Source organism: Lentzea sp. HUAS TT2, assembly GCF_051853195.1.
GTDB lineage: Bacteria > Actinomycetota > Actinomycetes > Mycobacteriales > Pseudonocardiaceae > Lentzea.
Map to the genome: position 1 here is coordinate 1,392,363 of NZ_CP196667.1, position 13,162 is coordinate 1,405,524.

12 protein-coding genes are annotated in these 13,162 nt (G+C 69.0%); 5 read left to right on the forward strand and 7 right to left on the reverse strand.

All coding sequences use genetic code 11. The features are described from left to right. Window positions 1-18 precede the first annotated feature (18 nt). Window positions 19-606: a TetR/AcrR family transcriptional regulator gene (locus ACSHWB_RS06950; RefSeq protein WP_439661245.1), complete on the forward strand. Its 588-nt coding sequence runs from the start codon at window positions 19-21 to the stop codon at window positions 604-606. Here the strand turns inward: ACSHWB_RS06950 and ACSHWB_RS06955 are convergent. From ACSHWB_RS06955 to ACSHWB_RS06970, 4 genes are read right to left on the reverse strand one after another with little or no spacing between them, the layout of a single operon-like run. Next, window positions 565-1,725, reverse strand: a complete 1,161-nt coding sequence (locus ACSHWB_RS06955) for a THUMP-like domain-containing protein (RefSeq protein WP_439661246.1) — start codon at window positions 1,723-1,725, stop codon at window positions 565-567. The two genes, ACSHWB_RS06950 and ACSHWB_RS06955, sit on opposite strands and share 42 nt — an antisense overlap. A gap of 1 nt (window position 1,726) precedes the next feature. Continuing rightward, window positions 1,727-2,683 (reverse strand): methyltransferase domain-containing protein, encoded by a 957-nt coding sequence (locus ACSHWB_RS06960; RefSeq protein WP_439661247.1) that lies wholly within the window; start codon window positions 2,681-2,683, stop codon window positions 1,727-1,729. Further along, window positions 2,673-3,452 (reverse strand): enoyl-CoA hydratase/isomerase family protein, encoded by a 780-nt coding sequence (locus ACSHWB_RS06965; RefSeq protein ID WP_093592942.1) that lies wholly within the window; start codon window positions 3,450-3,452, stop codon window positions 2,673-2,675. The genes ACSHWB_RS06960 and ACSHWB_RS06965 overlap by 11 nt, the downstream gene beginning before the upstream one ends. A gap of 55 nt (window positions 3,453-3,507) precedes the next feature. Next, window positions 3,508-4,350: an ABC transporter ATP-binding protein gene (locus ACSHWB_RS06970; protein ID WP_439661248.1), complete on the reverse strand. Its 843-nt coding sequence runs from the start codon at window positions 4,348-4,350 to the stop codon at window positions 3,508-3,510. Between the two features lie 133 nt (window positions 4,351-4,483). On the opposite strand from ACSHWB_RS06970, the gene glgX reads away from it, so the two are divergent. From glgX to ACSHWB_RS06990, 4 genes are all read left to right on the forward strand, one after another. Beyond that, window positions 4,484-6,598, forward strand: a complete 2,115-nt coding sequence (gene glgX / locus ACSHWB_RS06975) for a glycogen debranching protein GlgX (RefSeq protein WP_439661249.1) — start codon at window positions 4,484-4,486, stop codon at window positions 6,596-6,598. Between the two features lie 241 nt (window positions 6,599-6,839). Next, complete coding sequence (locus ACSHWB_RS06980) at window positions 6,840-7,427, forward strand: cysteine dioxygenase (RefSeq protein ID WP_439661250.1); 588 nt, start codon at window positions 6,840-6,842, stop codon at window positions 7,425-7,427. Beyond that, a complete protein-coding gene (locus tag ACSHWB_RS06985) occupies window positions 7,424-7,813 on the forward strand; it encodes a rhodanese-like domain-containing protein (RefSeq protein WP_439661251.1) in 390 nt (129 codons plus the stop codon). The genes ACSHWB_RS06980 and ACSHWB_RS06985 overlap by 4 nt, the downstream gene beginning before the upstream one ends. 34 nt (window positions 7,814-7,847) lie before the next feature. After that, window positions 7,848-8,975, forward strand: a complete 1,128-nt coding sequence (locus ACSHWB_RS06990; protein WP_439661252.1) for a hypothetical protein — start codon at window positions 7,848-7,850, stop codon at window positions 8,973-8,975. 34 nt (window positions 8,976-9,009) lie between these two features. On the opposite strand, the gene ACSHWB_RS06995 is transcribed toward ACSHWB_RS06990, so the two are convergent. From ACSHWB_RS06995 to glgP, 3 genes are all read right to left on the reverse strand, one after another. Then, window positions 9,010-9,333 carry a hypothetical protein gene (locus ACSHWB_RS06995; protein ID WP_093592931.1) on the reverse strand — a complete coding sequence of 108 codons (324 nt, stop codon included), beginning with the start codon at window positions 9,331-9,333 and terminating at the stop codon, window positions 9,010-9,012. A 242-nt stretch (window positions 9,334-9,575) separates the two neighbouring features. Beyond that, window positions 9,576-10,121: a hypothetical protein gene (locus ACSHWB_RS07000; RefSeq protein ID WP_439661253.1), complete on the reverse strand. Its 546-nt coding sequence runs from the start codon at window positions 10,119-10,121 to the stop codon at window positions 9,576-9,578. 300 nt (window positions 10,122-10,421) lie between these two features. After that, window positions 10,422-13,010, reverse strand: a complete 2,589-nt coding sequence (gene glgP, locus ACSHWB_RS07005; protein ID WP_439661254.1) for an alpha-glucan family phosphorylase — start codon at window positions 13,008-13,010, stop codon at window positions 10,422-10,424. Window positions 13,011-13,162: the final 152 nt, after the last annotated feature.

The following is a 13,162-nucleotide window of genomic DNA, read 5'->3' on the forward strand; positions in this document are numbered from 1 at the left end:
AGTGCTAGATTCTGGCGGGTGAGCATCCAGAACCGGCGCGAGCGTGAACGCGCGGAGCGGCACCAGCTGATCATCGACGCGGCCCGTGAGCTGGCGGAGGAAGAGGGCTGGGACGCGGTCACCACGCGCCGGCTCGCGGAGAAGGTCGAGTACAGCCAGCCCGTGCTCTACAGCCACTTCAAGGGCAAGGACGCGATCGTGCGCGCGGTCGCGATCGTGGGCTGCGGGGTGCTGGCCAGGCAGCTGCGGCAGGCCCGGCCGGTGCGAGGGCAGTCACGGCTGCGGGCGACGGCGGAGGCCTACCTGGCGTTCGCGAGAGAGAGGCCCGCGCTCTACGACGCGATGTTCGTGCAGCAGGTCGATCTCCCGTGGGGCACCGGCGAGGTGCCGCAGGAGTTGCTCGACGCGTTCGCGGAACTCGTGGCGGCGGTCGAACCCATTGCGGGCGAACGAGACGTGGAGACGCTCACCGAGATCTACTGGAGCATGCTGCACGGCTTCGCCACGCTCATCCACGGCAAGCGGCTGCGACCGGAGCACCACCAGGCCCGGCTCGAACTGGCGCTAAGTGCGCTCAGCCTCGCAAAGGACGAAGACCGGTTTTGACCCGATCCGGGTCAGCACGACGGTGGCCGAGGCGGGACCGGAGAGCTTCAGGCGCTTGCGCATCGTGTTCGGGTCGACGTCCAGGCCGCGCACCAGGATCTCCAGACGGCCGACCGAACGCGTCTTCAGCAACGACTTGAGCGCCTTCTCCGTGTAGTGCCCGTGTTCGAGCACGCGGAAAGCCCGGATTCCGGGTGGAGGCTCGTCCCCGCTCAGGTACGCGATGCGTTCGTCGAGCTGCCACAACCCGTGCCGCGCCGCGTAGTGCCGCACCAGCCCGGCACGGACGATCGCGCCGTCCGGATCGATGAGCCATGCGCCGGGCGGAGCGACCGGGCAGTCGTCGGGTTCGGCGTCCGTCAGCGTCCACGAGGAAGACCCCTGCAGAACGGACGCGCGGCGCGAAACCCCAGGCGTGGCAAGGCCCCGAGTCCACAGGCAGGCCTCGCGGACGGCACCGTCCAGCGACACGACCTCGATCTCGGCGGCCCACGGCGCGACGGAGAAGTCGATGCCGGGAGCGCACTTCACGGCGAGATCAACGCCCGAGTACACCTCGGACAGCTCGTCCAGGGGCGGCACGAAGTCCGAGGGATTCCACTTGCGACGGCCTGACGAGTCACGGCGAGCAGGGTCCGCGGTGACGGCATCAGCCCTCGAAACCGGCCGCAAAGCGTCGGCCTGGACTACCAGCTGTCCCGGAACGTTGTTGCGCGCCATGGCAAGCCGCACCGGATCGAGGTCGGAGCCGATGCACCGGGATGCCACCGCGCTCAACGCGAAGAGATCAGCGCCGACCGAACAGGTCACGTCGTGCACCGAGCGATCAACGAACCGCAGGGCGCGATGCCGGGCGACCGTGGAGGCAGTCGCCTGCTGCAGAGCGTCGTCGGTGAAGAGCCAAGACTCAGCGGAGTCCAGTTTGGACACCGCACGACGCCGCAGCAGCACGGTTTCCACTACTGGGGCGAAAGAAGACCCGAGAAGCTTGCGCGCCACCTCGACATCACGCAGCCGCGAGGCGTCGGAGAACGGCAACGCGTCCACCTCGGCCAGCGCGGCGGTTCCGGCGGCGGAGCGCAGGAACGCCACGTCGGACGAGGTGAACGCGTAGCCCAACTCAGGAGTTCTTCTCGCCGGTGATCGACACGTTGTAGAACACCTCGCGCGGCAGCACCTTCGAGAGGACGTTCTGGTCGACCCACGAGAGGTTCTGCCAGGTGCGGTAGGCGAACATCGCCCACCCGAAGCCCAGCTTCTCGCGCGGCACGGCGGCCTCGAACGTGCGCACCGGCCAGCCGAACAGAGCCGCGGACAGCTCGTCGGTCACCGCGCGGACACCCACGGCACCGGCGCGACGAGCCGTCGCCTCCAGCTGGTCAGGGTCGAACGTGTGCAGGTCGACCACGGCCTCCAGGGCGGCCGCGCGGGAGGACTCGTCGAGCTCCTCCTGCGGACGGCGCCAGTCACCCAGCACCGGCACGGCCTTGGTGATGCTGGTGGTCAGCCACCACGTCGCCTGGCCGAGCTTGCGGGCGTAGAAGTTGCCGATGTTCGTCGGGTCGCCCGCGAACACGAACTTGCCGCCGGGCTTGAGCACCCGCAGCACCTCGCGCATCGCCGCCTCCACATCCGGGATGTGGTGCAGCACCGCGTGGCCGACGACGAGGTCGAACGTGTTGTCGTCGTACGGGATGCGCTCGGCGTCGGCGACGCGGCCGTCGACGTCCAGCCCGAGGTGCTCGGCGTTGCGCAGCGCGACCTCGACCATGCCGGGCGACAGGTCGGTGACCGAGCCCTTCTTGATCACGTCGCCCTGCATGAGGTTCAGCAGGAAGAAGCCCGTGCCACAACCCAGTTCCAGTGCGTGCTCGTACGGGCCGACGTCACCCGCTGTGGCGCGGAACCTGTCCGTCGCGTAGGTGATGCAGCGGTCGTCGTACGAGATCGACCACTTCTCGTCGTACGTGCCGGCTTCCCAGTCGTGGTAGAGCACCTGGGCGAGCTTGGTGTCCTTGTAGGCAGCCTCGACCTCTTCGGCCGTGGCGTGCGGGTTCGGTGCCGGATCAGTTGCCACTGAACTTCGCCTTTCCGGGACCGTTCGCGATGAACGACTCCACGCCGTTCTTCTTGTCCTCCGTCGCGAACAGCGCCGCGAAGAGGTGACTTTCGAGCTTCAGGCCCGACTCCAGGTCGGTGTCGAGACCACCGTCGACGGCGGCCTTCGTCGCGGCCAGTGCCAGCACAGGCCCGTTCACGAACTGCTTGGCCCACCGCACGGCCGCCGCGTACACGTCGTCGGGTGCGACGACCTCGTCGACCATGCCGATCTCCAGCGCCTCCTGGGCGCCGACGAACCGGCCCGTGTAGAGCAGGTCCTTGGTCTTCGACGGACCGATCAACCGGGCGAGGCGCTGCGTGCCGCCACCGCCGGGGATCAGGCCGAGCAGGATCTCGGGCTGGCCGACCTTCGCGTTGTCACCGGCGATGCGGCGGTCGCAGCCGAGCGCGACCTCGAAGCCGCCACCCAGCGCGTACCCGGTGATCGCGGCGACCGTCGGCTTCGGCACCGAGGCCAGCGCGCCGAGAGCGTCCGACAGGCCCTTGGCCCGCAGCGTCATCTCGGCGTGGGAGATCTGCGCGAACTCCTTGACGTCCGCGCCGGCCGCGAAGACCTTCTCGCCGCCGTAGACGATGACCGCGTAGACGTCAGAACGCTCCGAGGCCTCCTTCGCGGCGGCCTGGAGCTCGGTCTGCACCTGCCGGTTCAGGGCGTTCATCGGCGGCCGCTCCAGGCGGATCGTGCCGATCCCGTCCTCGACTTCCAGCCTCACGAACTCAGCCACGCAGCCCTCCATCAGTTGTCGCGACAGCAGTGTCACGTTACCCGGCAGTAGCTTGTCAGACCTTCCGGCGGGCGAAGAAGCGGTCTCCCGCTTTCTGCAGCTCCAGGTCCTGTCCGAACGTCTTCGAGAGGTTCTCCTCGGTCAGCACGTCGTCCAGAAGCCCCTGCGCCACGATCGAACCCTCGCGCAGCAGCAACGCGTGCGTGAAGCCGGGTGGGATCTCCTCGACGTGGTGCGTGACCAGCACCATCGCGGGCGCGTCCGGGTCGAGCGCCAGCTCGGAGAGCTTCGCGACCAGGTCCTCGCGGCCGCCCAGGTCGAGGCCCGCGGCGGGCTCGTCGAGCAGCAGCATCTCGGGGTCGGTCATCAACGCGCGGGCGATCAGCGTGCGCTTGCGCTCGCCCTCGCTCAGCGTGCCGTAGAGGCGATCGGCGAGGTGGGCCATGCCCAGCGTGCCGAGCAGTTCGCGGGCGCGGTCCGTGTCCTGCTTGCCGTACTCCTCGCGCCACCGGCCGAGCACCGCGTAACCGGCGGAGACGACCAGGTCGACCACGGTCTCGTCGGGCGGGATGCGGCCGCCGAGCGCCGCGGAGCACAGACCGATCCGGGGCTTGAGCTCCTGGACGTCCGTTTTGCCCAGACGTTCACCCAGGAGGTGGACCTTGCCCTTGGTCGGGTGCAGGTCGGCGCTGGAGAGCCTCAGCAGGGTCGTCTTGCCGGCGCCGTTCGGGCCCAGCACCACCCAGCGCTCGTCCAGCTCCACGCTCCAGTCGATGTTTCCGACCAGCGTGTTCTTCCCGCGGCGGACCGACACGCCCGCCATGTGCACGACCAGATCTGTCACGTCGACGTCCGCCACGGCTCCATTCTTCCGAACGACCTCCCCCCACCTCACCATCGGGGTGTGTTGGACCGCACGCGGGGACCTTCCGTACCGACATGCAGTACGGAAGGTCCCCGCGTGCGGTCTGGCTGCGCCGCCTGTGTGAACTCTCAAGTTTTTTGTCGGTATTGGATGCCAAGATCGGTGCATGGCTACGCGACCCGAGTCCGAGGTGCTGGCAGGCCGGCCGTTCCCACTGGGGGCACACGCCGAAGCAGGCGGTGTCCGTTTCGCGGTGACGTCCCACGTCGCCGATGCGGTCGAGGTCTGCCTGGTCGACGACGACGGGGCGGAGAAACGGGTCGAGCTGACCGAACGGACGTTCGGCGTCTGGCACGGGCTCGTGCCCGGGGTCACGCCCGGGCAGCGGTACGGGTTCCGGGTGCACGGGCCGTACGACGCGGGCCGCGGGCTGCGCTGCAACCCGGCGAAGCTGCTGGTCGACCCGTACGCGCGGCAGATCGAGGGCGGGATCACCGACCTGAACGCCGTCCTCGGGTACGTGGGCGATCCGATGCACGGGCCGCCGTCGGCGGTCGACTCGCTCCGGAGCGTGCCCCTGAGCGTCGTGACCTCTCCGGGCGGCGCGGACACGGGCGTGAAGCCCGAGGTGCCGTTCGAAGAGGCAGTCATCTACGAGATGCACGTCAAGGGCTTCACCAAGAACCACCCGGAGATCCCGGAGAAGCTGCGCGGCACGTACCTCGGCCTGGCGCACCCCGCCGCGATCGAGCACCTCACCCGGCTCGGCGTCACCACGGTCGAACTGCTGCCGGTGCAGGCGTTCCTCGACGAGCCGTCGTTGCTGAGCAGGGGTGCGAGCAACTACTGGGGCTACTCGCCGCTGGGCTACTGCGCGCCGCACGCCGGCTACGCGAGCGAACCGGGCAGGGAGATCCAGGAGTTCCGCACGATGGTCGCGGCGCTGCACGCGGCGAACATCGAGGTGCTGATCGACGTCGTCTACAACCACACCTGCGAGGGCGGGCCGGGCGGGCCGACGGTCTGCTTCCGCGGCTACGACGCGCCGGGCTACTACCTGCACGCCGGTGGCGGCAGCACGGTCGACATCACGGGCTGCGGCAACACGCTGGACGCCGGGTCGCCGCAGGTCGTGCGCCTGGTCACGGACTCGCTGCGGTACTGGGCGGACGAGATGGGCGTCGACGGGTTCCGGTTCGACCTCGCCTCCACCATGGGCAGGCCGAACGGCGGGTTCTTCGACCGCGACAGCGCCCTGCTGACGGCCATCACGACGGACCCGGTGCTGTGCCGGTCGAAGCTGATCGCCGAGCCGTGGGACGCGACGGGCGACGGCTACCGGGTCGGCGACTTCGGTGTGCAGTGGGCAGAGTGGAACGGCCGTTATCGCGACACGGTCAGGGACTTCTGGCGCGGGCACACGTCCGTGCGCGACCTGGCGTACCGGCTCTCCGGGTCGTCGGACCTGTACGCGGACGACCTGCGCCGGCCGTGGCAGTCGATCAACTTCATCACCGCGCACGACGGGTTCACGCTGCGCGATCTGGTGTCGTACAACGACAAGCACAACGAGGACAACGGCGAGGAGAACCGCGACGGCACGAACGACAACCGTTCGTGGAACTGCGGCGCCGAGGGTGAGACGTCCGATCCCGAGATCCTCGTGCTGCGGGCCAGGCAGGCGCGGAACCTGCTCGCGACGCTGCTGCTGTCGACCGGCACGCCGATGATGACGGCGGGCGACGAGATGTGGCGCACCCAGGGCGGCAACAACAACCCGTACTGCCTCGACAACGAGGTGTCGTGGGTCGACTGGAAGACGAGCGACGCGAGCGAGGCGCTGCTGGGGTTCACGCAGCGGCTGATCGACCTGCGCGCGTCGTCGCCCGCGTTGCGGCAGCCGGAGTTCTTCGAGGGCCGCACGACGCCCAGCGGCAACCCGGACCTGGTGTGGTTCCGGCCGGACGGGCAGGAGATGGCCGAGACGGACTGGTTCGACGAGGGCCGCCGCACGCTCGGCATGTTCATCGACGGCTCGAACTGCCTGTCGCGCACACGGGACGGCGAGCTCGTGTCCGACGACTCGTGGCTGATGCTGATGCACGCCGGTGCGGACGAGATCAGCGTGACGTTGCCGCACGAGCGCTACGGGCCGTTGTACGTGCCGTACCTGGACACGACGACGCTGGACGGCTCCCCCGCCAATCCCGGTTCCTTCGGCCCTCGGGACAAGGTCGTGGTGGCGGCGCGCTCGTTGCTGCTCCTCCGTCTTCCGCGCTGAACACCTTGCGGTGACTTGACTCTGTGTCCGAGGTTCTTCCGGCAAATGGACGCTCTAGCCACATTCGGAGAACGTCTGGCACCATCACGCCCGTGGTCGTCTATTGCTGGACAGACCGCACGATCGACCTCGTGCTCGTCGCGTCGTGCGGGTGTAGCTCGACGCGACGCATGCGCTGAGGCGCCCTGCGTCGCGTCTTGATCGCTACCCCGTACCCGACGCGGCCATCAGGAGCGAGTGCGTGACCTCGACGTATGCCGACCAAGATCAATTCGACCTCCACCCGGCGCTGGACGGCCAGCTGCTGCGTGACGTGATCCACCCGTCCCGCGATCTGTGGACGCCGCGCGAGCTGCGCGACCTGACCTCGTTCGTGGCGAGCGAGCTGACCACCGGGCTGCTCCAGATCCTCGACTACTCGACCGAACGCCGCTGGTGGGCGCGGTTGGGCCTGACCGAGGGCGTCGAGCTGTGGCTGCTGTCGTGGCTGCCCGGCCAGGGCACGGAGCCGCACGACCACGGTGGCTCCGCGGGCTCGTTCACCGTGCTGACGGGCCAGTTGCAGGAGGACTACCGCTACCCGGCAGGGCCGATCCGGTCCGCGGTGCGGGGCACCGGGGAGGCGCTCGGCTTCGGGTCAGGGCGGGCGCACCAGGTGCTGAACCCGTTCGACGCGCCGGCCGCGACCGTGCACGCCTACTCGCCTCCGCTAGTGCCGACCCGCGAGTACGCGTCGCTGCTCGACATCCCCGACTCGATCCCGCCACTGCCCGCGCAGCGCCTGCCGCTGTCGCAACTGCGTCAGCTGGCCGACCTGGAGGGCCCGTGAGCAACCTCGACGCCATCCTCGAAGAGGCGCGGTCGCACCTCAAGCGACTGGAACCGCACGAGGTGCTCGCCCTGGAGGACGCGCTGGTCGTGGACATCCGGCCCGCGCACAACCGGCTGGCCGAGGGCGAGATCGAGAACTCCGTCGTGGTCGAGCGGATCGTGCTGGAGTGGCGGCTCGACCCGGACGGCGACTGGCGGCTGCCCGGTTTCACCGCGGACACGACCGTTGTCGTCGTGTGCAACGAGGGCTGGTCGTCGTCGCTGGCCGCGCGGGACCTGCAACGGGTCGGGCTGCCCAACGCGACGGACCTCGTCGGCGGGTACCGGGGCTGGCGCGCCGCAGGGCTGCCGATCCGCGAGGGCGGGTCGCCGCCGGTGGTCTGACGCCGGGGAACCGCCGTCCCGCCGGTAACGTCTGGTGACCGTGACAGTTGTGCGCTGGTCCGTGACGGCCCTGGTGGTGGCCGGCACGATCGCCTGGACCCTCTCGGAGTTCTACCTCGGCCTGGCCGGAGCGCTGATCGGCCTCTTCGTGGAACTCGCCGCGGTCCAGGCCGGTCTGGCGCTCGGCGCCGTCCTCTTCGGACTCCGGATCACCCAGGTGATCATCGGTGTCGGCAGCGAGGTCAAGTCGTGGACGTGGCCGCACCGGCGGGTCGTGCTCCGCGCCATCCCCGTGCTCGGCACGATCGCGATCTCCGGGCTGAAGCCGGGGGTGCGCAGGCGGACCGTCCTGAACGGAGTGTTCGCCATCGTCTTCTGCGGGGCGGTCGCGGCGGTGACGTGGCTCGCGACCGGTTCGTCGTTCGGCAAGGGCATGGCGCTCGCCGCCACCGGATGCTTCCTGCTGCAGCTCGTGCCGGTCGAGAAGGCCGGTCACACCAGCCTGGGCTGGTACGTGTTCTCGCTGCCGAAGATGACCGGACGGCCGCTTGGCGAGCTGGAGGCACGGCCGCGTGTGCTCGCCGGCATGGACGCCTACCACCGCGGCGACCTGGACGAGGCCGAGCGGCTCTACGCCGAACTGGTGACCGACCACCCCGAGCTGCTCACCGTCGTCGGTCTCAAGGTCGTGACGTCGTGCGCCCGCGAGCGGTACCTCGAAGCGCTGCAGACGGTGATCGGGCTGACCAGCCGCGACGACCTGAGCACGCGCGACCTGGCGTTCGTCATGGCGACCACCGCCGGGGTCGCGGTGCTGGCGGTCGAGTCGGGGCAGTTCCCCGCCGAGGTCGGGCTGGAAACCGCGCGCAGCATGTTCGGCAACGCCTACGAGGCCGGATACCCGAAGCCGCGGGCGAACGGGACGCTCGCGATCATGGCGCTGGTCGAGGGCGACACCGCGAAGGCCCGGCAGCTCGCGGGCTACTCGGCCGAGACGAGCGAGACCGCCGTGGGCCGCGCCGACGACCTGATCACCATCGCGCGGGCGTGGATGGCCGACGGTGACAACGCGAAGGCCCGCGAGCTCGTGGCCGAAGCGCACGAGCTCGCGGGCTGGAGTCCGCGGGTGGCGGCGACCCGCGCCCGTCTCGAGATCAGCTGACCGGACGGATCAGCCGACGCCGGGAATCAGCGAATCAGCCGGGGAAACCGGGCGAATTGTTGCCGTTCCCGCCCGAGTTGCCCGCGCCGACGTTGTTGCCGCCGCCACCGTTGCTGTTGCCGTTACCGCCGTTGTTGTTGTTTCCGACGTTGTTGCCGTTGCCTCCGATGTTGCCCGATCCGGTGACGTTGCCGTTGCCGGGAGTCCACGGGTTGTGCGACAGCGCGGTGATGGAGATCGGGCCCACCAGCTGCGTGTCCAGCACATCCCTGCTCTGGGTGGGAGCGGCCTGTGCAGTCGACGCGAACAGGCCCATGCCTGCGATTGCGACTCCGAGGACGATTGCTTTCTTGATCATCTGCGGTTTTCCGTTCTTCGAGCAGCAGCGGATCGAGCAATTGCAGGTTAACCACAACTTCGGAGCAATTACGAATCGTTAGCACCATTGTGTGCTTTACCGAAAAGCACTTGAACTACGACGAACGGGTGACCGCGCAGCTCGATGAGGTTATTCTGATCCAAATGGAATACTACAGTCCGCACACAGCAAAGGGCCCGTCACCGAGACCGGTGACGGGCCCTTTGCACCCCGCGGAGAGATCAGCTGTTCTGGATCGGCAACGGCAGGCCGGGCAGTGCGGGCAGGCCACCGGGAGGTGCCGGGAGGCCGCACTTGCTCAGCAGGTCGGTGACGGTCTTGAGCAACGTCGTCAGCAGGCCGGTGAGCTTGCCGACATCGGGTAGCGCACCACCGGCGGCGCCCAGCACCGTGCCGCCGAGGCCCGCGATGGTCGAGATCAGGTTCAGCACGACCGGCAGGCACTGGTCGACCGGTCCGGTGTACTCGACGGCCTTCACCGGTATCGGCACACCCGGCACGCTCACCGGGGGTGTCGGCAGACACCCGGAACTCTGCAACGCGGTGACGAGACCGAGCAGGTCACCGATCAACGGCGTCACGGCGCCCACGTTGGGCAGGGGCAGGAGACTGCTGACGGTCTTGGTGAGTTTTCCGGCGAGGTCCGTGACGAGACCGGCGCAGGCGGCTGGGAGTTCTGGCGCGGCGGGCGACGCACTGGCAGCCGGAATGGACGAAGCGGTGAACAGTGCTGCGACGAGCGAGAGTGCGGTAATCGTTTTCTTCACGGCTACCTTCTTCCTCAATGCGCAATTCACTTGGATCCGCGCCGGAAATTCCTCTACGAATTCAGGTGCGGGTCATTCCATGCCATGGAGCGTAAGCCTGCACACGTGCCCCTACCAGCGGAGATCGTGAATTCACCCACTCGAAAACGGGGTCAGTCGTTGGAGGGAAGGCAAAAATCGGGTGCACGCCTGGAGCTCGTCACGAGCAGTGAACAGGCAACAAGGAAGACGAACACATCAGGGCATCCAGCCCGCCGTTCGAAGGCGAACCGGATGCCCTGAGGTGATCTCGTAAAGCGATCAACTAGCCAGGACGACCCTGCCGAGTTCCGCGGAGGTCGCCAGCAGGCCGTGGCGTGGCAGCACGCGCACGGTGTAGCCGAGCGCTCCCGCGTGCGGCAGCGGCACCTCGGCCTCGTAGTTGCCGTTGCCCGCGTAGTTCATGGGCGCGGTCACGATGTCCTTCAGCTCGTCGGAGTCGTGCGACACCTTGCCGAGCACGACCTGGACGTCCACTTCGGACGGTTCCAGACCTGCCAGCTCGACACGTGCCCGCACGATGACCGGGGCCCCGAGCACCGGCACGGAGGAGCCGCCGAGCACCAGGTCGCTGTCGAGCACCCGCACCCGCGTCCACGACGCGCGCAGCCGGTGCCGGTACGCGGAGAGCTCCTTCGCTCCCCGGTAGCCCTCACCGACGACGTTCTGCGCGGACGCGGCAGCCGGCGCGTAGTACGTCTCCACGTACTCGCGGACCATGCGCGAGGCCTGCACGACCGGGCCGAGCGAGGCCAGCGTGTGCCGGACCATCGACATCCAGCGGGTCGGCACGCCGTCCTCGCCGCGGTCGTAGAACAGCGGCGCGACCTGCTGGCCGAGCAGCTCGTACAGCGCGTTCGCCTCCAGGTCGTCGCGCCGGACCGGGTCGTTGACACCGTCCGCCGTCGGGATGGCCCAGCCGTTCGAGCCGTCGTACAGCTCGTCCCACCAGCCGTCCCGGATGGACAGGTTCAGGCCGCCGTTCAAAGCCGACTTCATGCCGGACGTGCCGCACGCCTCCAGGGGGCGCATCGGGTTGTTCAGCCACACGTCGCAGCCCCAGTACAGGTACCGGGCCATGGACATGTCGTAGTCCGGCAGGAACACGATCCGGTGCCGCACGCCCGCCTCGTCGGCGTAGCGCACGATCTGCTGGATCAGCGCCTTGCCGCCGTCATCGGCCGGATGCGACTTGCCCGCCACAACGAGCTGCACGGGCCGTTCGGGGTGCAGCAGCAGCGCACGCAACCGCTCCGGGTCGCGCAGCATCAGCGTGAGGCGCTTGTACGTCGGCACGCGCCGTGCGAAGCCCACGGTCAGCACGCCGGGGTCGAACACGCCGTCGGTCCAGCCCAGCTCCAGCGCCGACGCGCCGCGCTGCAGCCACGACTCGCGCAGCCGTCGGCGCACCTCGTCGACCAGGCGCCCGCGCAACGTCGACCGCAGCTCCCACAGCCCCGCGTCGGTGACCGGCTCGAACGAGCCGATGCCGAACCCGGCGCTGGTCTTGGTGTCGGCCTCGGACGCCCCGAGCAGCTTGCTCATCTCGGCCGCGGCCCAGGTCGGGCCGTGCACGCCGTTGGTGACCGAGCCGATCGGCACCTCGGTGCCGTCGAAGTTCGGCCAGAGCGCCCGGAACATGTCCCGGCTGACCTCACCGTGCAGTTTGGACACACCGTTCGCGCGCTGGGCGAGCCGCAGCCCCATGTGGGCCATGTTGAACATGCCGGGGTTGTCCTCGGCGCCCAGCGCGAGGATGCGCTGGGTGTTCACGCCCGGCACCAGGTTCTCGGCGCCGAAGTAGTGCTGGACCAGGTCGACCGGGAACCTGTCGATGCCGGCCGGCACGGGCGTGTGCGTGGTGAACACAGCACCGGCCCGCGCGGCCGTCAGCGCCTGGTCGAAGTCGAGACCGTCGTTGGTGATGTACTCGCGGATCCGCTCGAGGCCGAGGAAGCCGGCGTGGCCCTCGTTGGTGTGGAAGACCTCGGGCTGCGCGTGCCCGGTGAGCTCGCAGAAGGTCCTGACCGCCCTGACCCCGCCGATGCCGGCGAGGATCTCCTGGCGGATCCGGTGGTTCTGGTCGCCGCCGTAGAGCCGGTCCGTGACGCCGCGCAGGTCCTCGTCGTTCTGCTCCACGTCCGAGTCGAGCAGCAACAGCGGGATGCGCCCGACCTGCGCCTTCCAGATCTTCGCGCGCAGCATCCGGTCGCCGGGCATGGCCACGTGCACCAGCAACGGCAGCCCGGACGGCTCGGTCAGCAGCTCCAGCGGCAGCCCGCGCGGGTCGAGCACCGGGTAGTGCTCGATCTGCCAGCCGTCGAGGGACAACGACTGCCGGAAGTACCCGGACCGGTAGAGCAGACCGACCGCGATGAGCGGAACGCCCAGGTCAGACGCCGCCTTCAGGTGGTCGCCGGCGAGGATGCCGAGACCGCCCGAGTAGTTCGGCAGCGCCTCGTGCACGCCGAACTCCATCGAGAAGTAGGCGACGCTCGTGGGCAACGGCGTGTCGGGCGCCCCGTGCTCGCGGCGCTGGGTGATCTCCTCCTGCCTGCGCTGATACCAGCGCGGGCCTTGGACGTATCGCTCCAGATCGGTGGCCAGCGCGTGCAGCTTGAGCAGGAACTGCTCATCTCTCGCGAGTGACTCCAGCTTCCCGGCGTCGACGACGGAAAGCAGGCGCAACGGGTCGCCACCGACCTCGGACCAGACACGGGGGTCGATCGAGGCGAAGAGGTCCTGCGTGGGCGGGTGCCACGTCCAGCGCAGGTTGGTGGCGAGCGTGCTCAGCGCGGACAAGGGCTCCGGCAGGCTGGCTCGGACGGTGAACCGGCGAAGTGCTCGCATGACGAGCGAACTTACCTGCCACCCCTTGGGGGCTGACAACGTTCCCGGTCAGACCTGCAACGACTTGCAGAACCGGTCAAGACGGGGACGGGCCGTGAGCAGCCATGATGCGCAGGCCCTGGGTCACCCGGTCGGGTCAGCGACCCAGGGCG